Genomic DNA, 25,483 nt, shown 5'->3' with positions numbered 1-25,483 from the left:
GGCCCGGCGATTTCCCGGCCGCTCCGCCCATGGATCGATCCACCGATCGCCTCCGCTGCCGCCCTTCCCGAGGCCAAAGCCATGGTGCGATGCGCATTGACAGCGTCCATACCGGTTGAATATCGATCCAAGATGCCAATCGCCCTACGCTCCTGACCGCGCTGCACCCGATCATCACTGCTCCTGGTCATCGCCACTCCTGACGCCTTTCCTCTCCCCTTTGAGGGAGAGGACGGAAAATCACGATCTTAGCCAAAGGCTAAGTCGTAGATTTTCCTGGTGAAGGGGACGTTCACTCCGAGCCCCCCCCCTCATCTGCGAAATCTGAGGTTTAGCCTTCGGCTAAGCCCTCGATTTCGCTTCTTCTCCCTCAAGGGGAGAAGCGAGGCGTCGCGTTCAAGCGCGGCCTTCGAGAACCTCGACAAGATGGCGAAGCACATCGTGAAGGCTGGAATAGACGTCCTGGTTCCAGTAGCGCAAAACCCGGTAGCCGAGCGTGTTCAGATATTGGTCCCGCACCAAGTCATGGCTGCTTTCCGCATGCTGAAACCCGTCCAGTTCCACGACAAGCTTTCGCTCCTGACAGCCAAAATCCGCGATATACGGACCGATTGGCACCTGTCGGCGAAACTTGAAGCCATTCAACAAACGATTTCGAATATGCGACCAGACGATCGCCTCGGCATCCGTCGCATCCAGGCGCATCGATCGCGCTCTGCTGCGGGCAAGTGGCGGAAGGGTCCTGGACATGGCGAAACCTCTTTTCGAAATTGTGCCAAAAGCCCGTCGAAACAAAAGCCCAGCCCCGAAACTCCATCTATGGTGGCGCCATCAGCGCCAACCTCGACGCCTTTCTTCTCCCCATCGAGGGAGAAGAAGCGAAATCGAGGAATTAGCCGCAGGCTAAACCTCAGATTTCGCAGATGAGGGGACATACCGCGGCCGGCAACTCGCCCGCGCGCCAACACTCACCCGCAAGGCGGCGCCCGCGCGGCCAACTCCATTTCGACCCGCTCCGCCACCCGCGCCTCGATCATCAATGCGAGCTTCCGGCGCAGGCCCTGCGGATCGCGTTCCAGCTGCCGGCGTTCATCGGCCTCGGTCCGGTCGCGCGCCAGCTGGCGCTGCAGGCTGTCGATCTTTTCCAGCGTGCGGATGATCAGCGCGATCGCATCGGTCGCCGCCTTGATGTCGGCGCGGGCCAGCTTGGCCGCTGCCTCATCGGCACCGTCGAGCAGCGCCTCCGCCGCCGAGCGCAGCCGGCGGAACAGATCAAACTGCGCCCGCATCTCGAGGGTGAAATCGGAGAGCAGCCGCGCCAGTTCGCCCTCAGCGCCACCGCGCGTACCAACCGGCATTCCACTACCCGCACCATCAACCACCTCATCACCCGATTTCATCTCGAGCGGGGCCAGCAAAGCCAGATCCACAGCCTCGTCATCGGCCATCATGTCTGCCTCCCGAAAACAAAAAAGCCCGGGCAGACCCGAGCTTTCAACGTCAGTACCGAACCAGACCGGCCGCCATCCGCAGATTCCCGACCATGACCAAACACTAGCAAAGCAGCGTCACGCCGTCAAGGATTATTTTCCTATCTCGCCTATTTTACCCTGCCCCTCAGGCTGCCCGCGAGCGGTCGCGACCCTGGCGCTTGGCCTCGTAGAGCGCCTGGTCGGCGCGGGCGAGAAGCGTGCCGGCCGTGCGCGGCAATCCGGCCTGCGTGCCGGCGAAACCGGCGCTGACGGTCACCACCGAGAGCCCGTCGCTGCGGGCCGGATGGGGAATGGCGAGCGTGCGCACCGCCTTGACGACGCGGTCGGCGAGAAAGGATCCGCCATTGGCCGCATCCATCTGGAAAATCAGGGTAAATTCCTCGCCGCCATAGCGGGCGGCAAAGCCGTCATAGTAGCGGGCGTAGTCGGCCAGACGCTGCGCCACCAGCTTCAGGCATTCGTCGCCGGCGGGGTGGCCAAGCAGGTCGTTATAGGCCTTGAAGTGGTCGACATCGACCATCATCACCAGCACGTCGGAACCGTCCTCCAGCCAGCCCGCCAGCGTCTCGTCGAGGTGGCCGCGATTGGCGATGCCGGTCAGCGTGTCGGTGCGCGACAGGTCACGCAGCCGGTCGCCCAGCCGTTCGGCCCGGTCGGCGCGGCTGCGCGCATCATACTCGGCAAGATAGGACCGGCAGCGCACGCGCTCGACATGCCAGTTGGCATAAAGCGTCAGGAAGGAGCCGGTGACGATCTGCACGAAAAACGGGAATTGCAGCGCCGGATCGATGCCGGCCCTGGTCGATACCACAAGCATGGCGACACCGCAGGTGATCACGGTGAACGGAACGGCATAACGAAACCGCAGCACCAGCAGCATGTTGCCGAAGACAAGCGTCAGCGGCAATTCGCCGATCGTGTAGGTCGCCAGCGGCGATTGCGACAACCAGAGCAGAAAGAGCGGCAGCAGGCTTGCAACCATCACCCCCGGCAAAAGGATCAGTTCCCGCCAAGCTGCCGGCAGGCGCGGCACGAGGCAGAAGATCAGCAGGGAACCGGGCGTCAGCACGCAGAGGCGCAGGAAGACGGTCCAGAACTGGATATCGGCCATCAGGTAGAAACTGGTCAGGTTGTAGACATTGTAGACCGCAAGTCCGACCAGAATGGTCTGGCGCAGGTGCACGATGCGCATGGCGCCATAGGCGCGCTCATGGGCCGCCTCGACCTCGGCGCCCATCCGCAAAAGCCAGTCCTGCCTGGCGCCACCCCGTTTCATTGCCTGCATGCCAAAGCCTCGACCGTCGGGAAACGCATGGCGCGTCCGACAACAGATCCGCTTGTCTCGCAAACAGCTTTCTAAATTAGACGCGACAATCGCTAAAAGTTGAAACGACCGTCATTTTCCCCGGTATTTCGGCCTTTCCGCCACAGTCCGAGCACCGGGATCGGCTCAGGCGAGCTGGCCCGGCGCGCCGGCAAGGTGATTATCGCAAGGGATAGGAACAGGCGATCCGAGCGCGTCCGGCGGCGCGGAGCGCCTTGGGAATAGGCATGGAAACGGGAATGAGCCGGGCGATCCGTCAGAGCCTGACGGGCGTGTATCCCGCCTCGCGGATCGCGGCTTCGGCCTTGCCGGCAACGCCGGTGTCGCCCTCGATGCTGACGGTATGGGCTGTCAGATCGATGTGCACGGCCGCCCCCGGCAGCGAGTCGGCCAGCGCCTTCGTCACGGCCTTCTCGCAATGGCCGCAGGTCATGTCCTCGACCGAAAATTCTGCACGCATGCTCACGTCACACTCCTGTAAATTCCAATGTCGCCGATCTCTAGATCACCCTTCTGCACCCTGCCCCGATGGCAAGGTCAAGGGTTTTTCACCACTTCGCCCCCGGCCTTTTGCCGCACCGGACGACCGGCAAGGTCGGCGAGGATCGGGCAATGCGGCCGCGTGTCGCCATGGCAGCTGTCGGCCAGATGCGTCAGCGTGTCGACCATCGACTGCATCTCGGCGATCTTGACCTCAAGGTCGGCGATATGGCTGACCGCCAGCGCCTTGACCTCGCTGCTGGCCCGCTCCTTGTCGGCCCAGAGCTTCAGCAGCCGCTCGGTCTCCTCCAGCGAGAAGCCGAGATTGCGGGCCCGCCGGACGAAGCGCAGCCGGTTGACCACGTCCTCATCATAAACCCGGTAATTGGCGGCCGTGCGCCCGGCCGGCTCGATCAGCCCGATTTCCTCGTAGTAGCGGATCATCTTGGCCGACACGCCGGAGGCCGCCGAGGCTTCACCGATATTCATCTGTCTCTCCATGGTTTTTTCGCATGACAAAGCCCCCTCACCTGGAAAATCTACGACTTAGCTGACGCTAAGATCGTGATTTTCTGTCCTCTCCCTCCAAGGGAGAGGATTTGCGCCGCCTTTCTTCTCCCCTGGAGGGAGAAGAAGCGAAATCAGCACCTTAGCTTCAGCTAAGTGCTAGATTTCGCAGATGAGGGGGACGGCCCGACGACGGCATCAGCCACAACATCCGTCACCCTCGCCCGCTTCAACCGCAGCGCATTCGACAGCACAAACACGCTCGACAGGCCCATGGCGCCGGCGCCGATCATCGGCGAGAGCATCCAGCCGAAGGCCGGATAGAGCGCGCCGGCGGCAACCGGGATCAAAAGCACATTGTAGCCGAAGGCCCAGAACAGGTTCTCGCCGATATTGCGCATGACCTTTCTCGAAAGTTCGATCGCATGCAGGGCGCCGGCGAGATCGCCACCGACCAGAACCACATCGGCACTTTCGATCGCCACATCGGTGCCGGTGCCGATCGCGATGCCGGCATCGGCAGTGGCCAGCGCCGGCGCGTCATTGATGCCGTCGCCGACAAAGGCGAGTTTTGCGCCACGTGCCTGCAGGTCCCTGATTACGCTGACCTTTCCTTCCGGCAGAACCTCGGCGACAAAGTCGTCGATGCCGGCCTTTTTAGCAATCGCCCTTGTGGTGCGGCCGTTGTCGCCCGTCACCATCATCACCTTCAGGCCAAGCCCCTTCAGGGCGGCGATCGCAGCAGCGCTGGTCTCCTTCAGCGGATCGGCCACCGCCAAAGCCGCCGAAAGCCTGCCATCGATCGCGACATAGAGCGGACTTGCGCCCTGATCGGCCAGTTCGGCAATACGTGTCGAGAATGGTGTCACATCGAGCCCGAGCTTCACCATGTAGCGATCCGCGCCGGCCGAAACCTTGCGACCGGCCACTGTTCCGGAAAGACCAAAGCCAGGCACGGCCTGCATGGCCTCGACCGGCAATAGGCCAAGCCCGCGCCCTTCCGCCGCCCTGACGATCGCGTCGGCGAGCGGATGTTCGGAGCGCGCCTCCAGGCTCGCAACGAGGCCAAGCACCTCCGCCTCGTCAAAACCCTCGGCCACCACGATCCCGGTCAGTTCCGGCCGGCCGCGGGTGATGGTGCCGGTCTTGTCCATGACCACGGTGTCGATGCCGGCCAGGGTCTGCAGCGCCTCGCCCTTCCTGAACAGCACGCCGAGTTCGGCCGCCCTGCCGGTACCGACCATGATCGAGGTCGGGGTGGCCAGACCCATGGCGCAGGGGCAGGCGATGATCAGCACGGCGACGGCGGCGATCAATCCGTAAGTATAGGCGGGCTCCGGCCCGACGGCCAGCCAGACGAAGAAGGTGGCGATCGCCACGGCGATGACCGCCGGCACGAACCAGGCCGTCACCTGGTCGACCAGCTTCTGGATCGGCAGCTTGGCCCCTTGCGCCTCCGCGACCATGCGGATGATGCGCGATAGCATCATGTCGGCGCCGACGCCGGTCGCGGTGAACCTGAGGCTGCCGGACCCGTTGACGGTGCCGCCGATCATGGTGGCCCCCGGCCCCTTCTCGACCGGGATCGGCTCGCCCGAAATCATCGCCTCGTCGACCGCGCTCGTGCCGTCGATCACCGTTCCGTCGACCGGAATGCGTTCGCCCGGCCGGACCAACACCGTATCGCCGACCACGACTTCGGCAATGTCGAGATCGACGGTGCGGCCGTCGCGCTCGACCCTCGCGGTTTTTGCCTGCAGACCGGCCAGCTTGCGGATCGCCGCGCCGGTGCGGCCCTTGGCGCGGGCCTCGAGCAGGCGGCCAAGCAGGATCAGCGTGACGATGACGGTGGCGGCTTCATAATAGACATGCCGGGCTTCGGCCGGCAGCAGGCCGGGCGCAAACGTCGTCACCAGCGAATACAGATAGGCGGCACCGGTGCCGATCGCGACCAGCGCGTTCATGTCGGGCGCCAGCCGGATGAGGGCCGGCACGCCCTTGGCGAAAAAGCGCCGGCCGGGGCCGAAAAGCACCAGCGTCGCCAGCACGAATTGCAGATAATACAACGTGTTACCCGGGAATACCTGCATCAGCATGTGATGCAGCGGCGGATAGAGATGACTGCCCATTTCCATGACGAAGAGCGGCAGCGACAGGACAAGCGCGATCCACATGTCACGCGTCAACGCGGCGATCTCACGGGCGCGGCGCGCCTCGCGGCTGTCGTCGGGCTGTCCGCCTACGCCCGCATCTGCCATCGGCCCGTGGCGCGTGCCATCCCTGCCGCCGGCAGGGTCCGAGGCATTTACCGCCGGCCGGCCTGTTGCCTGCGGCACAACCGGCCGCAGCCGGTAACCGGCCTTGTCGACGGCCGCCTGCATGTCGGCAAGCGCCAGCGCGCCGCCCAGCACGGTGACGATCGCCTCGCCGGTCGCCAGATTGACCGAGGCCGTCTCCACCGCCGGCACCGACAGAAGCGCCTTTTCCACCCGGCTGACGCAGGAGGCGCAGGTCATGTCCTCGACCTCGAGCACCAGCTTTTCCGCCCGCGCCTCATAGCCGGCATCGGCGATCGCCCGCATCAGCGCCGCCGCCGAAAAGCCCGGCCCCGGCGTGACGCTCAGCGTCTCGGTGGCGAAATTCACCGCACTCGCCGCGACGCCCTCAACGCCAGCCGCCGCCTTCTCGACACGGCGCACGCAGGACGCGCAGGTCATGCCCTCGACCGGGACCTGCAGCGGCGGAACATCGAAAAACGTTCTGGATTGCACATTCATCATCATCACCTCTGCCCCCTACATGGACCTTCCCATCATGGGAGGGTCAAGGGGTGGAAGGCGATTTTTCGTGTCTTGTCGCATCGGGTCGCCACGCGACGGAATTGCTTGAGGCGGTTGAACATCCGCTCAATGCGGTTTCGGTGCTTGTGGGCCCGGTAGTCCTCGGTGGGCGGGTTCTTCCGGCTTGCCTTCGGCAGAAGTACCGGCCCGATCCTGTGGATCAGGAGTTGTTCACGCAGGAAATCACCGTCGTAGCCTTTGCCAGCAAAGGGCAGCCTCTTCTTGCCGACCGGTATCGCCAGCAGGTCCGGAACGGCGTTGTCGTCTGAAGCCTCCCCGTCCGTCAGGACGAAGCCGAGAGGGCGTCCCTGACCGTGTGCCCGGGCGTGGATTTGTGGCGCAAAGCCGCCGCGTGATCGACCAAAGGCCTCCTGATATGTCCCCGTTAGCGCCCGCAGCCAGTGAGAACACTCCGACCTGGTCGGCAGCCGCCGCCAGCGAGGCTACCGCGCACCACGCCAAATCGATCTCAAACAGCCAGACGGAAATGCCACTTGACAAGCACATGTTCATTCGCGATTGTACCGATCGGTAAACTGATTACCAATTGGTACAAACCTCAACTTGACAAGGAACTGAAGATGTCACGTCCCCCACTCCCCCCGTTCACCCGCGAAAGCGCCATCGAAAAGGTCCGGTTGGCCGAAGACGGCTGGAACACGAGAGACGCAGCGAAAGTTGCCCTGGCCTACACGCTCGACACCCGCTGGCGGAACCGCGTCGAGTTCGCGAGCAATCGCGAAGAAGCTCAGGCATTTCTGACACGTAAGTGGAACAAGGAGCACGAATACCGCCTGATAAAGGAGCTTTGGGCTTTCACCGGCAACCGCATCGCGGTACGTTACGCGTATGAATATCGCGACGATGGCGGCCGCTGGTATCGCGCCTATGGTAACGAGAACTGGGAATTCGCGGAGGACGGTCTGATGGCGCACAGGCACGCGAGCATCAATGAAATGCCGATTGCTGAAAGCGATCGTTTGTTCCACTGGCCTCTTGGCCGCCGGCCGGATGATCACGCCAGCCTCAGCGATCTGGGCCTCTGATCATGGCTCGCATGGTCGCTGAAAGAGCCGACGTCATAGCCCCGTTGGCTGAAGTTTTCCGCGAACATGGCTATGAAGGCGCAAGCCTTGCCTTGATCGGCAAGGCGACCGGTCTCGGCAAGGGCAGCCTCTACCATTTCTTCCCGAACGGAAAGGAAGAGATGGTGCGGGCTGTTCTCGACGAAATCGGCCAATGGTTCGAGGATGCCGTATATTCCCCGTTGCGCAACGAGGGCGATGTCAATGGCGCCATCCGTGCCATGCTTGCCTCGACGGACCAGTATTTCAGGTCCGGCAGGCGCGTATGCCTCGTCGGTGCCTTGGCAGTGGCCAATACACGTGACCTCTTCGCGCAAGCCATCCGAGGCTATTTCGTCGCCTGGGTCGACGCTTTGCAGTCAGCCCTTGTTCGGCAGGGCCGTGAAGCCGATCAATCGCGCATCCTCGCGGAAGAGGCCGTTCTTGCTATTCAAGGGGCAATTGTTCTTTCCCGGGCAATGGACGATCCTGCCGTTTTTCAACGGGCTATCGACCAACTACGGATACGATTGGTGATCGAGAACGACACCTCTGACAACAAAGGCACAACCGACGTTTCACCGCAAAATTAAGGTCGGCTTGTCTGAGATCAGCGGTGATATCAACACAGTGCGGAGCGGCGGGAGCCTCAGCAAAGCGTCCGCAGGGAGACGGGACAAATCTTTGTCAACCGAGCCTGGTACATCAAGCAATCAAGTTTGAAACAATGAATGTGACTTCCGATACTCAAGTGATCGGGTTCACGTTCAATCTTCACGCCTCCTTCAACAAGCCGGATGCCAGGGCGCGAAACGCCTCGATGGCCTTGGGCAGGACGTCGCGCGGGCGCTCGCTGGCGGCGATCCACAGTGCGGCGTTGAGGGCAGCACCGCTGACCAGCCGCGCCGCGGCCTCGGCATCCACCGGCTTCAGGACACCTTGCGCCAGCAGGTCCGTGATGGCCTGCCGGGTTGCAACGAGGCAGCTGTCCTGGCTCGGCCACCGCGAAGGGTCGCCGAGGACGGCGGGGCCGTCGAGCAGGACAATGCGTTGTATCTCCGGGTCCAGCGCCATCTCGATATAGGCGACCCCCTCGGCCAGAAGCGCTTGCCAGCCGTCTGCATGCGCTGCGCCGACTGCCTTCGCATGCGCCGCCATCTGGCTGTCGATCTGGTGGACAACGGCGGCCAGCAGGCCACGCTTGTCGCCGAAATTGTGGTAGAGCGCGCCGCGCGTCAGGCCGACCTCGGCGGTCAATTCATCCATGGACGCCGCTGCATAACCCTTGGCCGCAAAGGCCCGGCGCGCGGCCGCGATCAGCCGGGCACGATTTTCCTCCATCTTTTCATGACGCTTGGCAGCCATGGCGCTTCCTCTCTCACATACGTTGCGTATTTGAATTTGACATACGATCCGTATGCGAATATCAATTTCACATACGAACCGTATATCACCTCCCGCCGATGACGGGAAGCATCCGCATTCGATCGTCGCCCTGCGGCGCATCGACACCTGCAATCAGCAAAGGAACCGACAATGAGCAAACGCGACCCAGTTTTCCCGGCGAACCGGCACGCACTCTATGAAGCCCACGGCTATTCGGCCGCCATTCGCTCGGGCGACTTCCTGTTCGTCTCCGGCCAGGTCGGCAGTCTTGAGGATGGCACCGCAGAACCGGATTTCCGCAAACAGGTCGAGCAGGCCTTTGCCAATCTCGAGGCCGTGCTGAAGGCCGCCGGCTGCGGCTTCGACGACATCATCGATGTGCAGACGTTCCACACCGATCCGCAGACACAGTTCGAGACAATCATGGCGGTGAAAAACCGCGTCTTTCCCGAGGCGCCCTATCCGAACTGGACCGCCGTCGGCGTTACCTGGCTTGCCGGCTTTGACTTCGAGATCAAGGTCGTCGCGCGCATTCCGGCGAAAGACTGACTGCCGGGCGACACAAGGCACGGCCAGGCGGTGCCTCGTGCCTTACTCCGCCCTCTCCCCGACGGTCAGCGGCCAGTCGACGACGAAATCCTCGAAATCCTCGACATCGACCTCGTCCTCCGAGATCGTGCGGCCGCGGGCGGAAATGCCGGCCTGGTGCACTGTATCGGGATCGCCGGAGACCAGCGGGTGCCACCAGTAGAGGTCGCGGCCCTCATGCACGAGGCGGTAGCCACAGGTCGGCGGCAGCCAGGCGATGGTGTCGACCTGGTCAGGGGTGAGCTGGATGCAGTCGGGCACGATCTTCTGGCGGTTCGGATAGTCCTTGCACTGGCAGCTGTTGCCGTCGAGCAAAGTGCAGGCGACCGAGGTGAAGACGACCTCGCCGGTGTCCCAGTCCTCCAGCTTGTTGAGACAACAGAGACCGCAGCCGTCGCACAAGGCTTCCCATTCGGAAAGGCTCATTTCGACAAGGCTCTTGGTCTTCCAGTAAGGGGTCTGTGTCATGCCGCCTGCCATGCTCTTTCTCGTGCCTGCCGTCATGCTGGTTCGCTTGCTGGTTCCGATGCCGGCCTGAGCGCCCTGCATGCAATTCTTCTTGTTCTTTGTGGCCAAATCGACCATCAATCAGCAAAGGCCGATTTGCCCCTCACCCGCCCCGGTCCTGACCCGTTCAGACCTTCGCGTCAAGGGATTTGGACCAGGTCGGCCCGGCAGCGTGCCCGAATCCGACTTGCGGGCGGACTTGCAAGGCCGACTTGCAAGGCCGACGGGGGGCCGAACGGTGATGGCCGCGACAATGCGATCTGCCTGATGTAAGGCTGAGAAAAAAGGCAAGACCAAGGTGACCGAGGACAACACCCCAGCACCGGAGAAGAAGCCCCGCCTGAAGCGGCATTTCTTCCTGCGGATCGACAGCTGGCTCGACAGCACGCTGTGGAATGCCGGCTATGACCTGGTCGAGATCTGGGAAGAGATCACCATCTTCTTTCGCAGGTTCCGGGTGCGCGGCCTGAAGAAGCTTGGCTTCGAGATCGCCGGCGAGGCGATGACGCTCGGCACGGCCGGCATGGTCGTGCTTTTGACGCTGGCCCAGCCGGCACTCGAGGAAACCAAGAAGGACTGGCGCAACCACGACAATTTCGCCGTCACCTTTCTCGACCGCTACGGCAATACGATCGGCCATCGCGGCATCATCCATGAAAATCTCGTGCCGATCGACGACCTGCCCGATCACTTGATCAAGGCGGTGCTGGCGACCGAGGACCGGCGCTTCTTCGAGCATTTCGGCATCGACTTCCTCGGCCTTGCCCGCGCCATGACCGAAAACGCCAAGGCCGGCACGGTCGTGCAGGGCGGCTCGACGCTGACCCAGCAGCTGGCGAAGAACCTGTTTTTGACCAATGAACGGTCGATCGAGCGCAAGATCAAGGAAGCCTTCCTGGCGGTGTGGCTGGAAGCCAACCTGTCGAAGAAGGAAATCCTGTCGCTCTATCTCGACCGCGCCTATATGGGCGGCGGCACCTTCGGGGCGGCGGCTGCCTCGCAATTCTATTTCGGCAAGAGCATCACCGAGGTGACGCTGGCGGAAGCGGCCATGCTCGCCGGCCTGTTCAAGGCGCCGGCGAAATATGCCCCGCATGTCAACCTGCCGGCGGCGCGCGCCCGCGCCAATGACGTTCTGACCAACATGGTGCAGGGCGGGCTGATGAGCGAGGGCCAGGTGGTCTCGGCCCGGCGCAATCCGGCAACCGTGGTCGATCGCAACGAAGCGGAAGCGCCCGACTATTTCCTCGACTGGGCCTTCGACGAGGTGCAGCGGATCGCGGCGCGCTTCAAGGATCATACGCTGGTCGTGCGCACCACGATCGATACCGGCCTGCAGCAGGCGGCCGACGAGGCCGTCGCCTCGTCGCTGCGCGAATATGGCGAGAGCTACAATGTCCGCCAGGGCGCGCTGGTGATGCTGGAAAGCGGCGGTGCCGTGCGCGCCATGGTCGGCGGGCGCGACTACGGCGAAAGCCAGTTCAACAGGGCGACGCGGGCGCTGCGCCAGCCGGGTTCGTCGTTCAAGATCTACACCTATGCGCTGGCGATGGAGAACGGCTATACGCCCTCGACCATGGTCACCGACGGGCCGATCTCCTGGGGCAACTGGAGCCCGCACAATTACGGTAACAGCTATGCCGGCCGCATCACCATCGAGACGGCGCTGGCGAAATCGATCAACACCATCCCCGTGCGGCTGGCCAAGGAAAAGCTCGGCATCGACGCGATCATGCAGACGGCAAAGGCGATGGGCGTGGAAACGCCTCTGCGCAAGGACGTGACCATTCCGCTCGGCACGACGGAAGTCACCGTGATGGACCAGGCAACGGCCTATGCCGTGCTGCCGGCCGGCGGCTACCAGTCGCGCCGGCACGGGATCGCGCAGATCATGAACTACCAGGGCGACGTGCTCTATGATTTCGACCGTGACGAAAAACCGGCCGACCGCATCCTGACGGCGCAGGCCGCCGCCTACATGAACCAGATGATGACCAAGATCCCCTATATCGGCACGGCTAGGCGCGCAGCGCTCGATCACGGCATCGTCACGGCCGGCAAGACCGGCACGACCCAGGCTTACCGCGATGCCTGGTTCGTCGGCTATACCGGCAACTACACGGGCGCCGTCTGGTTCGGCAACGACGACTATACCTCGACCAACAACATGACCGGCGGTTCGCTGCCGGCGATGACCTTCAAGAAGCTGATGGATTATGCCCACCAGGGCATCGACCTGAAGCCGATCCCCGGCATCGAAAATCCCCTGCCAGGCCCGGATGCGGCAAAGGCCGTGGCAGACGCCAAGCCGGCCGACGACCCGGCCGCCCTGCCGCCGATGGTGCGGCCCCGCTCGCTGTCGTCGCAATCGACCCGGCTTATTCGCGATATTGCCGCGAAACTGCGGCTGGCAGCGCCGCTCGGGCCATCGGCGAATGCGCTGCGCGGCAGCGTCGACCCGCAGCAGACCGCGACGGCAGGCGCGACGACGAACTGAGACACCTGTTTCTCCGTCTCCAAATGCGGATTTCGGAGAACCATGAGTTCATCGACGCGGTTTTCTCGTTCCTGGGCGGGTTGGACCAGCGAGGCGGCCTCTTCTGTCTCGTCACGCCCGTTTGCATCTGGTTCCACGTCAAGGCCGTGATCGCCAATTGCCTGCGAGGGCTATGTTTTCGGGCTGCCCGGCCAGGTCAATTTCGTGGGCTTTTACGCAAGCGCAGTCTTCGCGCTCACAACAATCAACCTTTTCATCCTTGTCTTCCAGATGCGTGTGAAAAGCGATCGATAGGGCGTGCCACGAATTTGATTCGCGATATTGCGGCGAAACTGCGGCTGGCGGCGCTGCCCCGGCCCCGGCAGAGCGCATCCATCCTGAATTGACACAGATGCGCCCCGACCGGCAGGGCGACGACACCCCATTTTTAGGGTGCCATTAATCATAGTCCAAGCGATCGTCCCGGGTTTCCCGCATCGGGACACATCCTTCACCCATGCTTAAATTGGCTGGGCTAAGAATCCGGCCAGATTTGATCAACGCATTTTCTTTCGGTGATTGTACATCCATGACGAGATGGTCGACCTTGTTCCCGCGACTTCGCATGACGGCGGACCAGCAGAACGCATTTCTTGTCCTGCGCACGCCGGCCCGGACCCGGCTGCTGCAAAGCTCGGTGATCGGCGTTTGCGGCTTCTACCTCTGCTGCATCCTGTTCGACATCCTGCTGCTCGGCGATGTGACGCTGCTGGCAATCAGCCTGCGCTTCGGCGTGGTTCTGCCGGCGGCCCTGGTGCTGATGACCTATGTCAGCGGCGACCATCCGATCGCGCACAAGGAGCATGCAGCCCTTGGTGTCGCCATCCTCGGCAATGTCTGCTGGTGCATCATACTGCTGGCGAGCCGCAATCCGGCGGTGCTCGGCTATTTCTATGCCGCCGCCTCGTTCCAGATGGTCGTGACCATTGCCGCCGCCTCGCCGTTTCGCCCCAGCCTGATCGCCAGCCTGCTGATCTTCGTGCTCAACTATACCGTCATCTGGTTCCTCGAAGACAGCAGCCCGGCCTATGTGCTGCAGCATATGGCGGTCTATCTGCCGACCGTGGGCATGACACTGCTGGTCACCTACCAGCTGGAAAGCGAGGCGATCGCCAACTTCCTGCAGATGCAGGAAAACGAAGTGTTGAAGCGGGAATTGTCACGGCAGAACAAGGACCTGGCGCGGCTATCCGTGACCGATCCGCTGACCCGTCTGTCGAACCGGCGCGGCACCGAAAGCGAGCTTTCGCGGCTTCGGCTGGAAATGCCGCAGGCGATGGAAAACGCGGTCGTGCTGATCATCGACGTCGATCATTTCAAGGCCTTCAACGACGGCTACGGCCACGGCGCCGGCGACGACTGTCTGAAACGGGTGGCGCGCGCCATGCGCCGGGCCCTGCCGCTCGACGCCCACCTGGCCCGCCAGGGCGGCGAGGAGTTTCTTGCCATCCTGCCGGCCACCAATGCCGAAAACGCGGCGATCATCGCCGAAGCCTTGCGCCGCTCGGTGCGCCAGCTCGGCATTGCGCACGAGTTTACCCGCGACCGAAACCGGCATGTGACCGTCAGCGTCGGCGCCGCGACCGGCACGATCCTCAACGACGACGACTTCCAGTCCCTCCTCGATTGCGCCGACCAGGCCGTCTATGCGGCAAAAGCCGACGGTCGCAACGGCTGGCGGGTGAACGAGCGGCGGCCGGTGGCGCAGGACGTGGCGTGAGGATGGGTGCGACGCCGGGCTTCAAGCGGGGCGTGCAATGGGCGGCGCGGGGCATCCTGACAGCCTACGCGGCCGGGGGACAGAGCGGCCTGGCCGCAGCGCCGCCGTCGAACCCATCGTATTTTAGCGATTCCTTTTACTAGAAAGACAGACCTTCAATGTTACAACTCCTGGCCTGTGGTTCGGGGGTGGAACATGAAGTTTCCAACGCTTGTCATTATCAGCGCCGCAATTGCATTCCTCAGTGCCGGTGGCCAGGCATATCTGCCGTCACCGAGCGTCGGCTCGCTGCCGAACGCGCTCAACCCGGCCTGCAAGATCAAGGGCAATATCAGCGCTGCCAGCGGCGAACGCATCTATCATGTGCCGGGCCAGTACTGGTACGCCGAATCCCGGGTATTACCGCACCGTGGCGAACGCTGGTTCTGCACCGAGAACGAGGCGCGGGTCGCCGGTTGGCGCAAGGCGAGTTACTGAGCGGACCTAGGTAAACGTTGCACTTTCCAGGCACGACCATGTCGGCCCTTCTCTTGCCACCGCCCCTTCTCTTGCCCCTCGCCCTTCTCTTGCCGCTTCCCCGCTCATCCCTTCATCCTATAGAGATACAGCCGTGTCTTGCGGCGGTCGGACAGGTCCCAGATCTCGTCGGCATCGAGGCCGGGAATGGCGAAGCTATTGGAGACCAGCAGGCTGCCGGGCTTCATCTCGCGGCTTGCCTTGGCATGGATCGCCGGCATCGGTTCGGGCGAGAGAAAGACATAGACGAGATCGGCGTCGGTAATGTCGGCCGACCAGATGTCGCGACGGTGGATCGCGCCGCGGCCGGTCAGCTTCGACAAGACGGCCGAGATGAGAAAGGCCATCGGCGCGGTCTCATAACCTTCGGCCTTGCGGCCGTCGCCGGAGAGTCCGCGGACGACACCGCCCAGGCCAGAACCGAGATCGATGAACCTCGTGCCGCCGTGCTCGCGCATCAACTTACGCAGCGCCTCGATCGTCGGGCGGTTGGTCAGATAAAGCGGCACGCGCTCGCGGGCGGTGTTGGAAAAGAACAGGTAAAGCAGCAGGAAAGCGAGGCCGAAGGGCCAGGCCGGCAGGCTGCCGGCGGCAAGGGCCGCGGCCATGGCGAAGGGAAAGGCGAGCGCGATCCATTGCCACCAGACCGCAAGGCCGAGCGCCCGGGTCAGGCAGGCCGACAGCAGCGCCTGCAGCGCCAGCGCAGCCCAGAGGATCGGATCGATGCCGAACCGGGCACTCAGCGATGGCAGCAATGCCTGAAGAAGGCCGGCGACCACGAGCGCTGCCAGCGCCTGGGCAAGCAGGGCGCCCAGGATTGGCGTTGCGCGAAGGAAGTTCATGGCGGTCGGGCCTTTCGTTCTGGGCAGTCACTGTCGGTTCGGCAGGCTGGCAGTCTGGCGTTTCCGGCGGCTCGCCTGCCGACATCAGGTGGGCCGCCGGTCGCCTTCACTTAGCCGCCGCGGCCTCCCGGCTCGGCCCGACAGACGGCATTGCCGAGCGCAACACTGGCAGCGGCGGGGATGATTCTCAAGATGTGAGAACGGGTGACCACAGGTCAGGCGGTGCATAGACCGGCATTCAGGTCGAGGATCCAGGATCGAGAAATTCGGGATTGGCGTCCGAGCGCGGAGAGGCCTCGCCTGTCAGGGCACAGGGTGGCCTGCGCGGTCCGCCGAGCGGAGCCTATGCGCAGGCCGGCATTTGCCTGCCACCGAATACAACTTTAAGCTGACATTCTTGGAATTGATAACATCCATTAGTTGCTTATCATTCAGGGGAGCAATCCTCGGGAGAAACCGCAATGTCCCATGACCCGGCGCGCGGCAAGCGCGTGCGCGATGCGATCTTGAAGCGGCAGATTCACAAGACACTGGCGCTGGCGGCCGAGCTCGACGTCTCGGCGGCGGCGGTGTCGCGCTGGCAGAACGGCGGCCACCTGTCGCTGGAAAGCGCCTGCGCGCTCGCCGAACTGCTCGACATATCGCTCGACTGGCTGCTGCTCGGGCGCGGCACGATCGACTGGCACCGCGACAATTCGGTCTCAGCGGCGGAGATCGGCTGGATCGTCGGGCTGCGGGCGCGGCCGGACAGGATCCGCCGGCTGCTAGTCGAGCTGCTCGAGGCGATCCCGCCGGCCGGCCCCGCGCGCTGAGCCGTTTGCGCTGAACGCAAATCCCGATGACATTTCAACCGGCGCTCAACAGCTATTGGTTGCTTAAATTCATAACTCAACCAAAATATGTGCAGGTTTCAGCACGACAGCCACACACGACATCGACATCCGCGCCACACGGGCTGGACGGGTGCTGGGGCCCTTTTGTCTTCAACGCAACACGAGTTTCAACGCAACACGGCAACGCAACACAAAGGTGAGACCATGTCGACCATGCTGACGATCAATGTGAAGAATTTCGAGCCGCAGACGCAGAATTTCTACTTCTTCCAGCAACCGGCGCTCTATACCGGCGGCGGGCAGGTTTATTCCAACAGCCTGTTTTCCCAATCGCTCGGCAATTACGACGCGACCGGGGCGATCCTGACCTTCCAGGTCAACCTGCAGTTCTATGCCGGCATCCAGCAGGCCAACCAACCGCCACAGGTCGGCTCGTCCTCCGGCTTCTCCTCGGCCAGCCGCGCCATCGAGCTGGCGCCGGCGCAAGGCATTACCACCAAGCCGAACGACACGACGACGGCAACCGTCAGCGGGCCCAATACCAGCCTCGGCCTGTCGGCACCGGTGTTTGTCGCCGGCATCCAGGAAGGCTCCTTCCGGATCATCACCCCGAGCTTCACCTCGCCGCCCTACTACAATGTCGGTTCGGCGGTCTCGGTGATGGGCGGGATCGTGCTGTCGAATTTCGTCCAGGCCAATCCGGCCAGCAATACCGATTGCCAGCCGATCCTGAAATATTACGTGCAGACCGGCTCCTATACGCCGGGCAACGTGATGAACTTCACCCAGTCGAGCGCCAATGCGGCGCTGTGCGACTTCACCGGCGGCTACGGGGTCGCGAATGTCAACCTGAAAGCCAACGGCAACTGGGACGTCCAGCTGCAGTAGCGCCTGCCTGGCGGATCCCGGGGGTGAGGGCGAGGCACGCCCCCGCGCCTCTCTCCCCCCCCCGAGATCCGACACGGACGGAGGCTTGCGCCGGACACGGAAAGGAGTGCTGCAGACATGGCCAGTTCCTACCAGATCATCGTGCGGAACCTGTCGCAGAACACGCAGTATTTCTTCGTCTTCCAGAAGCAGGCTCGGTTCCAGCCGGCGGCCGCCGCCAGCCAGATCCTCGCCAGCAGCCTCGGCTGCCAAAGCCTTGGCAACTATGGCATGTCGGGTGCGCAGATCAGCTTTTCCTTCGACACCCAGGTCTATGCCGGCGCGGTCAGCACCATGGCGCCCTTGCCGCCACCGCAGTTCAACGCGCTGATCCAGCCCGCTGCGACGCAATATCTGGTGACGAGTACGGCGGCTGCCCAGCCGATCGCGCTGTCGACCGGCGTGCAAGGAGCAAGCCCCGCCAATTGCACCATGCTTGCGCTCAGCCCCCTCGGGCTTTCGGCGCCGGCCTATCAGGCAGGACTTGCGGCCGGCAGTTTCGGCATCGCCGTGCCACCCTTTACGCCGGCGCCGATGCCGGAGCTTTTCTGCGGCGTGGCAGCGCTGACCGGCGGGCAGAACATCGTGCTGTCGAGCTTCGTCGCGCCGACGCCCAACATGACGACGGCTTGCGCGCCGCAGCCGGTCTATTTCGTCAAGATCGGCTTCGAGCCGACGGGAAACGTCATTGCCTATGACGAGAGCCTGTCTGCGCGCTGCGACTTCACCACCGGCTTTGCCAGCATCACCGCGACCTACAACGCCAATGGCACATTCTCGACGAAAGGAGGGCCGTAGAACCAGCCAGCATGCGGAAATTCCAGAACTTTCAGTACCTTGATCATTCACCCCGATGTCAAACCAACTTGAGGAACATCACCATGAACATTCAGAACCAAAGCACACACGCAGCGCCGCAGCAGGGCCGGAACGGGCCGCAGCCGGCGCCCGCATCGCGGGCAAAGGCGGCCATGGCCATCGTCGTCGCCGCCCTTGCGGCATGCTCGACCCCCGCGACTGCACAGATGGCCTTTTCGCCGAACTGCGCCATCTTCACGCCGCTCGACGTCAACCCGCCGCAGAACGCCATCCTGCTGTCCAAACATCCGGTGCCGCATCCGGCCGGGGACGCAACCGTGTTCTCGATCAACGGCCTGAACAACTATGTCGTGCCGGCCGGCTTCAATTCGTGCATCGTTGCCGCACCCGACGCGCAGGACGTCTATTGCTTCCAGGCACGCAACGACCCGACGATCAGCCATGTCGGCATCGCAGCGGTCGTCAATCCGGGCGGACTGACACCTTGCCAGTGAGGCCAGAAAATGAGGCCTGACATCAGGCAAACGAGCGATCAGGACTGGGCCGAAAGGCGCAGCCCTGATTTGTCGTTTGCCGAAGCCGGCCGCTCCCTCAGTCCATCGAGCCGTCCGGCAGTTCGTCGCGCCAGTTATGCTGTTCGCGAAAGCCGAGCACGGTGCGGATCTTGGCGTTCGACAGCGGCGCTGCATAACCATCCAGATCGTTGGCGAGATCGCTGGTGATCGGGGTATTGGGCGCCCATTTGCCGAGGAAATCGCGGGTCGGTTCGTTTGCCGTGATCGTGTCGTTGACGGCGTTGAACACCTGGAAGCCGAGGCCATCCTTCATCACGCAGAGATCGACGATCTGGCCGAGGTCGCGGGCGTCGATATAGCTCCAGGCATTGCGCTTGCGGCTGGGCGGATCGGCGAGGAAGCCGGGGAAATTGGCATAATCCTCGGGCGAAATGACATTGCCGATCCTGAGCGCATAGATGTCGGCGCCGGTGCGCATGGCAAAGGCGCGGGCCGTCTTTTCGTTGACCACCTTGGACAGGCCGTAGCTGTCCATCGGATCGACATCATAGTCCTCGGTCAGCGGGAACTGGTGATAGTCCTTGTCGCCTTCGGCAAAACAGACGCCGTAGGTGGTTTCGCTGGAGGCGATGATCACCTTGCGGATGCCGAGCTTCACCGCCGCCTCGATGACATTGTAGGTCGAGACGGTATTGGTGGCGAAGGTGGTGTTGTCCGGCTTCATCAGGATGCGCGGCACGGCGGCGAAATGCACCACCGCATCGACCTTGGCCGGGCCGTCACCGGTGTCGAAGCCGTCAAAGCCGAAATGCTGGGAGAACGCGTTGAACACCTGGCCGCTGTCGGTGAGGTCGGTCAGCAGCGTGTTGACGCCGGGGCAATCGAGCGGGGTGAGATCGAGATTGAGGACCGCATGGCCGCGGCCGGTCAGATAGGGCACGACATGGCGCCCGGCCTTGCCGCTGCCGCCGGTAAAGATGATCCGCTTGCCCATGATGCCTGCTCCTCCCGATGCATGATGTCTTGTGCCGTGTCTTCCGGCCCGGGCAAGACATAGCGCGGGGGATAGGCGGTGGCGAGGGGGATTTTGGCGGAGCCCGCGAGGCCATGTAGAGGCAGGGGGAGCCGGTGCGGGAACGGCAAGGGGCCGTTCCCCGGATGCAGCGCCGGCAAGCGCGATGGAGCGCGTCGTTTGCGCCCGCTCAGTTGGCCGGCTTCAGCGACTTCAGGATGGCGACGAGGTCCTTGCTGTGAGCCCCTTGCGTTTCCTTGGTGCCCCAATAGGTGACGACCAGCATCTTGCCTGCGGATGGTGAGGCAAAGCCGAGCGACACCTCGACCGGGCCATCGGCATCCTCGCCGTCGAATTCGATGCTGCCGAAGGTCATGCCGTTGATTTCGACATCGCCGGAATCGCTCTTGGTCGTCTCGTCGATCGTCACGCCGTTGTCGGTCAAGAACTTGATCGCATCGTTGATCACCTGGTCCATCGTCGCATCGGAGGCGACATCGATGGAGAAATAGATCGCCGCATCCGGCGAGGTCGCCTCGATGCCCGAAATGGTTTCCTTCGGCTCCCAGGCGTCCGGAATGCTCACCGAGGCAATCGGCGCATCGCTCGGAAACTCAAGCGTGGCGGCTTCGGCGCGGATCGGGCCGAGCATCGGGGCGAACAGGGGCGCGATGGCGAGCGCCATGGCGAGGACGAGCATTCTCTTCATCGGAAATCCTTCTGGAGTGTGGGAAGGCCCGGTGTATCAGGGATTGGCGAAGGAAGGGTGAAGATGGGGTGGGCCGAATCCCTGCCCATCGGGCATGGCATCCAGACTCTCTCCAAGGGCATCAATAAGATAGGAGACATGTTCGATTCTCCTTCCTGAATTATCATATTTGTTGTTCTAGAAAGATAAGCCTACGATTCACTCCAGCTTTTCCGCGTAGGCACGCATGTCGATCATAGGCACTGTCGCGACCGCCTGCAGTCTCGATATCAACTCTAGAAGGAAACGCGTGACTGGCTTCGTTTCCTCAGCAAGGGAATAGCCACCATTTTCATTGACCCAGAGGTTGCCGCAGTCGGCGACACAGCCAAGGTCGAGACGCTTATCGCCCTGCCCACTCTCAAGATAGCCAAGCATGGTGTCACCGAAGACCGGACGCCATTTGCAACTGAGGGTCAAAACTCCACCCAAGACCGGAGTCAACTCCTTTGCCCTCTTTGTGCCGTCGATAGTGGGGATCGGGAGCGATGTCCGGTGAAGCCTGCGCACGGAGGAAATCTTCTGCTGAGCGTAAGCAATGTGGTGTGCGTTCATCTCTTGCTTGGATTCGAACACAGCATAAACGCTCTCGGCAGGAATGACATGCTTGTCTTTGAAGGTGAAAACAAGTGGTGTATACTGTCGATCGTGAATGACCACGTCAATTTGATCGCTGAAAGTTCCTTTGCTATCCACGACCGTTGCCTTGATAGCGTGATAACGGCGAGGAAGATACTTGTTGAAAAGCTCAATCCAGATCTCTTCAGTCGCATCCCCCAGATCAGTTGGATGCCCGAGGGTTTTACGCGCACGCTGCAGGTCTGCAGTCACTGACGCATTCAGCTCATCGAGAAGGATCGGAAGGGACCAACTCATACTACAATTTGGCTCCAGTTGGTGGCGTGCCGTGCGGTAGCAGCCGCGTTGGCAAGAGTCTGCTTCTCGGCTGCGGTCAGATCATCGGAGATCCTATTATTAGTGTTTGCAGGATCGATGAAAACGGCCGCTGCAATGTTGTCGCGGATATATGCAAGCGTCGCCCAGACATTTTCCGAAAGGTCACCAACCTTCCGGCCTCGGCATGCCTCGATCGTGACAAGCTCTAGGTAGAACGATGGGAACGTGAGTCTCTTCTGCTCTCGCCAAGCTTTCACGATCATGATCTCCTCGGCGCGGCCTGAGGTCCGAACCGTGTTGATGTGGCTAATGACATTGGTCTGGGTCCAGCTCTCAGCTTTGCGGCGATAGAGGCTGTGAAACTGACCCGTTGGCCCCTGTCGGCGCGCAGGGACAACGTCGACTGAATAAGTTCCGATCTTGATGCCGATTGAAACATTCTGTGGCCGCGGACTGAACCCCTCATTCAGCAGTTGATTGAACAGCGTATTGTAGATCACCGCGAGGCTGTCAGTCACTTGGCTAGAGAGTGAGACGAAGATGTCAATGTCGGTGCCGCCACGGATTGCCGTACCCTTGGCAAATGAGCCGCTCGGTTCCATGCTGACCAAATACTGGCCAGCCCAACGCTGCAGTGAGGGCCGCAAATTCACCTGAACCCCACGAGCCGCCGAATTGGGGCCCGTGTCTACTCGGAGCCTCGCCAGCACTTGGCGGAGATATGCGTCAGACACTGAGTTGGGCCTCCTACAGGTCGGCTTCTGCAAGGGCCGACCGCCAATACTTAACTACCAGCTAGCGCTTCAGCAACCAGTCCCACGAATAACGTAGCGTAAGTGGACTGCCCTCGCCAACACGCCGCCACTCCCTCCCCCTCCTCCGTTTACATCCGCGCCTCCCTCGCCTACAGACAGCGCACTCCCAACTCCCCCATATGTGCAGGTGCCATCCATGTTGATCAAGCAGAGCGACTACCAGCGGATCTACCGCGTCATCAACAGCCTGCTGGTCAATGAAAATGCCGATCCGGCGGTGGGGGCGATGTATTTTGCCACCTTCGGCGCCTTCATTCTCAAGCAGCATTTCAAGGTCAATGCCGTGCCGAAGAGCGGGCTTGCGGCCTATAATCTCGGGGGCACGCTGATCCTGTTTGCCGATCACCGCGACGACGGGCATGTGACCGGGGCGGGGGAGAATTTCCATTGCTGGGTTGAGGCGGACGGCTGGGCGATCGACTTCATGGCACCGGCGTTTTCGGAAAGCGCGCGGGAATTGGCGCTGCCGTCGAAGATGTTCCAGAAGCCGCTTTCAGCGATGGCGGATGACATCAATGCGCTCGGCCAGTCGGGCGATTTCTTCTACCAGTCCGAGCCTGAAGCCAGCGCCCGGCGGTTTGCCGCATGGCGCGGCCAGGCGATGATCGGCGATCTCGCAACCGTGGCCGCGCAATGGTTTCGCCGCTCGCCGAAACATATGGCAAGCGCAATCTCGTCGAAAGATCCGCGGAAAGATCCGCGCGGCAAGCTGCGGGAGATCCCGCTCTCGGGCAATGCGCTTTCCGGCAGCTGGTGAGCCCGTAAGCTGGAGAGCCTCGCAGCTGGTGAGCCCGGCAGCTGGTGAGCGCCGGTCGGCGCGGGTCCTGTTCTTCAAACGCCATTCGTCTCAAGGATAACCAGCGGCCGCTAACCGCAAAAACCCGGCGCGCGGCGCCGGGCTTCTGGCAGATCGTCCTCGGGATGATGAGCGTCAGTCGAGGATCTGGACGACGGCGCGGGTCTGCGGGTCGACGATGACGCGGCGTTCGTTGACGACGGTGTAGGAATAGCCGTCATAACCATCGATCGGGTAGAGCTCGACCGGATCGTCGATGACGCGGCCGATCAGCACGTCGCCTTCATAAGGCACCGACTGGACCTGCTGCTCCATGACATAGGTGCGGACCTCGCCGGGGATGACGACGGTCTGCGGCGCCGGCGCGGGCGCCTGCTGGATGATGACGGTTTCCTGGGCGCCGGCCGTTCCGGACAGCGTCAGAAATGTTGCGGTGGTGGCCAGGGCGGTTGCCAGAATGAGCCTGTTGCGCATGTTCGTTCTCCTCATGGTTCTCGTCGTATCGGTGTTTGCTGCTCTGGCTGGACAACGGTTCGCGCCGGCATCGGTTCCATGGAGGGGGCCATGGGGGCCATGGGGGCCACGCAGGGCTGCTCGGCATGGCGGCGGCCGGTGGCGGGATGGCGGGGCTTTTGATGGCCAGGTGCTGGATAGGCTTCTCGGGGTGGGCCTCTGGCGGGCCTGGGGCGCGCTTGGGGCGGGCCCGGGGGGGCGAGATGGCCGGCGGCGGGATCTGCGGCTTGCCTTTTCCCGATGCCGAATCAGTGATACCGCTAGCCGCCAAGTCCGGCGGTCGCCGGCAAGGTCGAACAAGGTATCTGACGAGACGTGTTTCGTGTCCCCCTGCTCATTGCGCTTACCCTGATCATCGCGTTTGGCGGCGGCATCCTGTCGTCGCTGTCGGCGCTGAATGCCTCTGTCGGCTTCGGGGCGATCCGGATCGGGGTGTGGTCGGCCTTTCCCGCCGCCCAGACGGCCGAGGCCGATCCCTATGCCAAGGCGCATCGGGCCAAGGCCGGGCGGCTGCTCTACGGTTCGGCCGAGGGGCTGACCTTTACCGCGTCCGCCGACGACGCCGGCCAGCGCCTGACCGGCACCTGCACCTACAAGCTGTCCGGGCGCACGCCGACGGCACGGCTGTGGACGCTCTATGCCGCAGACGGCGACGGCCTGCCGCTGGTTTCAAGCGCCGACCTGCCGACGTCGCTGAATTCGCAGACCGTTCTGCGCCAGCGCGACGGCACGTTCTCGGTGACGATTTCGCCGACGGCCAAGGCCGGCAACTGGCTGGCTTTGCCGGATACGGGCGCATTTTCGCTGGTGCTGACGCTGCTCGACACGCCGGCGGCCGGCTCGACGGGGCTGATCGGCCTCGACATGCCGGGGATCGAGACGCTCGGGTGCGGCCATGAGTAGACTGCTTTACGCCGTCATCACCGGGGTCTTCGGCGCGGTGCTCCTGCATATCATCATCATTCTCGGCATTCCGCATTTTACCGGCAAGGATGCCTATACGCGGGTGGTAGCGGAGGGCGCGCCTTTCGTCTTCCACCGGCTCGAGGTCAAGCCGGACGCAACCGGGCTGTCGAGCCTCGATCCCTATATGCGGGTCGCGGTCTGCCATTTCGACATCAGCCGGCAGCCGCTGTCGCTGGTGGCGCTGGGCAGCGGCAGCTTCTGGTCGATCTCGCTGTATGACAAGGATTCCAACGAGGTGTTCTCGATGAACGACCGGACCTCGGTTGCCGGCGATGTCGATGTGCTTCTGGCGACGCCGGTGCAGATCGCGCAATTGCGCAAGACGCCGATCCCGGCGCTGGCCCAGACGATCCTGGTCGAACATCGCGGCACGACGGGTTATGCGGTGTTGCGCAGCATGGTGGCGCAGCCGAGCTTCGAGGCGGAGGCGCGCGAATTCCTGGCCGAGGCCGAATGCCTGCCGTTTACCGGGCGGTGATTTTTTTTGCGAAGCCGGCCACGACCGGCCCGAGGCCAGTGATTTTTTAGCTGCGGTCTTTCAGCCGGTGTCTTTGCATTCGCAATTGCGCACGCAAAACCGGTTCCCACTTATGCTGGAATTTCTCTAGAACGGCATCACGTCCGGGCTGACGCTCTGGTCGAGCGGCTTGGGCAAAGCCGGCACGCGCGGCTTGTTCTTGCGTGTTGTGGGGATCTGCGCCGTTTCGCGGCGCTCGTAGCGAATGCCGGTGAAGAGCAGGATTTCCGCCTTGCGGCCCTCGGTCTGTTCACGGGTTCGCGACAGATCGAGCCTGTCCTTCATCCTGATGATTTCCGCCATGCCTCGTCTCCATTGAGCA

General features: G+C 62.7%; 28 protein-coding genes and 1 pseudogene. 13 read left to right on the top strand and 16 right to left on the bottom strand.

The window, feature by feature from the left end; translation table 11 throughout:
- Positions 1-396: 396 nt before the first annotated feature.
- The 7 genes and pseudogenes from IM739_RS08795 to IM739_RS08765 form a co-directional block, all read right to left on the bottom strand.
- Positions 397-750 (bottom strand): endonuclease domain-containing protein, encoded by a 354-nt coding sequence (locus IM739_RS08795; protein WP_237370785.1) that lies wholly within the window; start codon positions 748-750, stop codon positions 397-399.
- A 218-nt stretch (positions 751-968) separates the two neighbouring features.
- The gene (locus tag IM739_RS08790; RefSeq protein ID WP_237370784.1) at positions 969-1,451 is read right to left on the bottom strand and encodes a hypothetical protein; all 483 of its coding nucleotides are present in this window, start codon (positions 1,449-1,451) and stop codon (positions 969-971) included.
- A gap of 166 nt (positions 1,452-1,617) precedes the next feature.
- Positions 1,618-2,778 carry a GGDEF domain-containing protein gene (locus tag IM739_RS08785; RefSeq protein ID WP_237370783.1) on the bottom strand — a complete coding sequence of 387 codons (1,161 nt, stop codon included), beginning with the start codon at positions 2,776-2,778 and terminating at the stop codon, positions 1,618-1,620.
- A 295-nt stretch (positions 2,779-3,073) separates the two neighbouring features.
- Complete coding sequence (locus IM739_RS08780) at positions 3,074-3,277, bottom strand: heavy-metal-associated domain-containing protein (RefSeq protein WP_237371018.1); 204 nt, start codon at positions 3,275-3,277, stop codon at positions 3,074-3,076.
- 77 nt (positions 3,278-3,354) lie between these two features.
- Positions 3,355-3,786, bottom strand: a complete 432-nt coding sequence (cueR, locus tag IM739_RS08775) for a Cu(I)-responsive transcriptional regulator (RefSeq protein WP_237370782.1) — start codon at positions 3,784-3,786, stop codon at positions 3,355-3,357.
- A gap of 170 nt (positions 3,787-3,956) precedes the next feature.
- Positions 3,957-6,581, bottom strand: coding sequence for a heavy metal translocating P-type ATPase (locus tag IM739_RS08770; RefSeq protein WP_442981127.1), 2,625 nt, complete (start codon positions 6,579-6,581; stop codon positions 3,957-3,959).
- Between the two features lie 65 nt (positions 6,582-6,646).
- Positions 6,647-7,036, bottom strand: a pseudogene (locus IM739_RS08765) (transposase); the annotation flags it as partial.
- Between the two features lie 189 nt (positions 7,037-7,225).
- Here IM739_RS08765 and IM739_RS08760 point away from each other — a divergent pair.
- Positions 7,226-7,690: a nuclear transport factor 2 family protein gene (locus IM739_RS08760; RefSeq protein WP_058321991.1), complete on the top strand. Its 465-nt coding sequence runs from the start codon at positions 7,226-7,228 to the stop codon at positions 7,688-7,690.
- Positions 7,691-7,692: 2 nt separating this feature from the next.
- On the top strand, positions 7,693-8,301 hold the full coding sequence (locus tag IM739_RS08755; protein ID WP_237370780.1) for a TetR/AcrR family transcriptional regulator: 609 nt from the start codon (positions 7,693-7,695) through the stop codon (positions 8,299-8,301).
- A gap of 181 nt (positions 8,302-8,482) precedes the next feature.
- Here IM739_RS08755 and IM739_RS08750 read toward each other — a convergent pair whose 3' ends face one another.
- Positions 8,483-9,073, bottom strand: coding sequence for a TetR/AcrR family transcriptional regulator (locus tag IM739_RS08750; protein ID WP_237370779.1), 591 nt, complete (start codon positions 9,071-9,073; stop codon positions 8,483-8,485).
- A 171-nt stretch (positions 9,074-9,244) separates the two neighbouring features.
- Between IM739_RS08750 and IM739_RS08745 the strand changes: the two genes are divergently transcribed.
- A complete protein-coding gene (locus IM739_RS08745; protein ID WP_237370778.1) occupies positions 9,245-9,643 on the top strand; it encodes a RidA family protein in 399 nt (132 codons plus the stop codon).
- A 42-nt stretch (positions 9,644-9,685) separates the two neighbouring features.
- Here IM739_RS08745 and IM739_RS08740 read toward each other — a convergent pair whose 3' ends face one another.
- Positions 9,686-10,150 carry a YcgN family cysteine cluster protein gene (locus IM739_RS08740; protein WP_237371016.1) on the bottom strand — a complete coding sequence of 155 codons (465 nt, stop codon included), beginning with the start codon at positions 10,148-10,150 and terminating at the stop codon, positions 9,686-9,688.
- A gap of 337 nt (positions 10,151-10,487) precedes the next feature.
- On the opposite strand from IM739_RS08740, the gene IM739_RS08735 reads away from it, so the two are divergent.
- The 3 genes from IM739_RS08735 to IM739_RS08725 all read left to right on the top strand — a co-directional run bounded on the left by IM739_RS08735 (position 10,488) and on the right by IM739_RS08725 (position 14,922).
- Complete coding sequence (locus IM739_RS08735) at positions 10,488-12,686, top strand: transglycosylase domain-containing protein (RefSeq protein WP_237370777.1); 2,199 nt, start codon at positions 10,488-10,490, stop codon at positions 12,684-12,686.
- 586 nt (positions 12,687-13,272) lie between these two features.
- The gene (locus IM739_RS08730; protein WP_237370776.1) at positions 13,273-14,445 is read left to right on the top strand and encodes a GGDEF domain-containing protein; all 1,173 of its coding nucleotides are present in this window, start codon (positions 13,273-13,275) and stop codon (positions 14,443-14,445) included.
- 195 nt (positions 14,446-14,640) lie between these two features.
- The gene (locus tag IM739_RS08725; RefSeq protein WP_237370775.1) at positions 14,641-14,922 is read left to right on the top strand and encodes a sunset domain-containing protein; all 282 of its coding nucleotides are present in this window, start codon (positions 14,641-14,643) and stop codon (positions 14,920-14,922) included.
- A 104-nt stretch (positions 14,923-15,026) separates the two neighbouring features.
- On the opposite strand, the gene IM739_RS08720 is transcribed toward IM739_RS08725, so the two are convergent.
- Positions 15,027-15,803 carry a hypothetical protein gene (locus IM739_RS08720; protein WP_237370774.1) on the bottom strand — a complete coding sequence of 259 codons (777 nt, stop codon included), beginning with the start codon at positions 15,801-15,803 and terminating at the stop codon, positions 15,027-15,029.
- A gap of 461 nt (positions 15,804-16,264) precedes the next feature.
- On the opposite strand from IM739_RS08720, the gene IM739_RS08715 reads away from it, so the two are divergent.
- The 4 genes from IM739_RS08715 (at position 16,265) to IM739_RS08700 (ending at position 18,876) form a co-directional block, all read left to right on the top strand.
- The gene (locus IM739_RS08715; RefSeq protein WP_237370773.1) at positions 16,265-16,615 is read left to right on the top strand and encodes a helix-turn-helix domain-containing protein; all 351 of its coding nucleotides are present in this window, start codon (positions 16,265-16,267) and stop codon (positions 16,613-16,615) included.
- 225 nt (positions 16,616-16,840) lie between these two features.
- Positions 16,841-17,524, top strand: coding sequence for a hypothetical protein (locus IM739_RS08710; RefSeq protein ID WP_237370772.1), 684 nt, complete (start codon positions 16,841-16,843; stop codon positions 17,522-17,524).
- A 117-nt stretch (positions 17,525-17,641) separates the two neighbouring features.
- The gene (locus IM739_RS08705) at positions 17,642-18,361 is read left to right on the top strand and encodes a hypothetical protein (protein WP_237370771.1); all 720 of its coding nucleotides are present in this window, start codon (positions 17,642-17,644) and stop codon (positions 18,359-18,361) included.
- A gap of 83 nt (positions 18,362-18,444) precedes the next feature.
- Positions 18,445-18,876, top strand: a complete 432-nt coding sequence (locus tag IM739_RS08700) for a hypothetical protein (RefSeq protein ID WP_237370770.1) — start codon at positions 18,445-18,447, stop codon at positions 18,874-18,876.
- 97 nt (positions 18,877-18,973) lie between these two features.
- On the opposite strand, the gene IM739_RS08695 is transcribed toward IM739_RS08700, so the two are convergent.
- The 4 genes from IM739_RS08695 to IM739_RS08680 all read right to left on the bottom strand — a co-directional run bounded on the left by IM739_RS08695 (position 18,974) and on the right by IM739_RS08680 (position 22,207).
- A complete protein-coding gene (locus IM739_RS08695) occupies positions 18,974-19,891 on the bottom strand; it encodes an NAD-dependent epimerase/dehydratase family protein (RefSeq protein WP_237370769.1) in 918 nt (305 codons plus the stop codon).
- Between the two features lie 208 nt (positions 19,892-20,099).
- A complete protein-coding gene (locus IM739_RS08690; RefSeq protein WP_237370768.1) occupies positions 20,100-20,618 on the bottom strand; it encodes a histidine kinase in 519 nt (172 codons plus the stop codon).
- Between the two features lie 198 nt (positions 20,619-20,816).
- Positions 20,817-21,533 (bottom strand): DUF6602 domain-containing protein, encoded by a 717-nt coding sequence (locus IM739_RS08685; RefSeq protein ID WP_237370767.1) that lies wholly within the window; start codon positions 21,531-21,533, stop codon positions 20,817-20,819.
- The gene (locus tag IM739_RS08680; protein ID WP_237370766.1) at positions 21,530-22,207 is read right to left on the bottom strand and encodes a nucleotidyltransferase domain-containing protein; all 678 of its coding nucleotides are present in this window, start codon (positions 22,205-22,207) and stop codon (positions 21,530-21,532) included. The genes IM739_RS08685 and IM739_RS08680 overlap by 4 nt, the downstream gene beginning before the upstream one ends.
- Positions 22,208-22,505: 298 nt before the next feature.
- Between IM739_RS08680 and IM739_RS08675 the strand changes: the two genes are divergently transcribed.
- Positions 22,506-23,126: a DUF2026 family protein gene (locus IM739_RS08675; protein ID WP_237370765.1), complete on the top strand. Its 621-nt coding sequence runs from the start codon at positions 22,506-22,508 to the stop codon at positions 23,124-23,126.
- A 174-nt stretch (positions 23,127-23,300) separates the two neighbouring features.
- Here IM739_RS08675 and IM739_RS08670 read toward each other — a convergent pair whose 3' ends face one another.
- Positions 23,301-23,639 (bottom strand): DUF1236 domain-containing protein, encoded by a 339-nt coding sequence (locus IM739_RS08670; protein WP_237370764.1) that lies wholly within the window; start codon positions 23,637-23,639, stop codon positions 23,301-23,303.
- Positions 23,640-23,993: 354 nt separating this feature from the next.
- Here IM739_RS08670 and IM739_RS08665 point away from each other — a divergent pair, with 354 nt between their 5' ends.
- Together IM739_RS08665 and IM739_RS08660 are read left to right on the top strand one after the other, a co-directional pair.
- Complete coding sequence (locus tag IM739_RS08665; RefSeq protein ID WP_237370763.1) at positions 23,994-24,581, top strand: DUF1214 domain-containing protein; 588 nt, start codon at positions 23,994-23,996, stop codon at positions 24,579-24,581.
- Complete coding sequence (locus IM739_RS08660; protein ID WP_237370762.1) at positions 24,574-25,122, top strand: DUF1254 domain-containing protein; 549 nt, start codon at positions 24,574-24,576, stop codon at positions 25,120-25,122. The genes IM739_RS08665 and IM739_RS08660 overlap by 8 nt, the downstream gene beginning before the upstream one ends.
- A gap of 126 nt (positions 25,123-25,248) precedes the next feature.
- On the opposite strand, the gene IM739_RS08655 is transcribed toward IM739_RS08660, so the two are convergent.
- Entirely contained in the window at positions 25,249-25,464 is a 216-nt protein-coding gene (locus tag IM739_RS08655) for a hypothetical protein (protein ID WP_237370761.1), read from the bottom strand.
- Positions 25,465-25,483: the final 19 nt, after the last annotated feature.

The organism is Rhizobium sp. SL42 (genome assembly GCF_021729845.1).
In the GTDB taxonomy this organism is placed as follows: Bacteria; Pseudomonadota; Alphaproteobacteria; order Rhizobiales; family Rhizobiaceae; genus Allorhizobium.
Note: the sequence above shows the minus strand (reverse complement) of the source record. Positions and strands in the feature narration are given on the sequence as shown.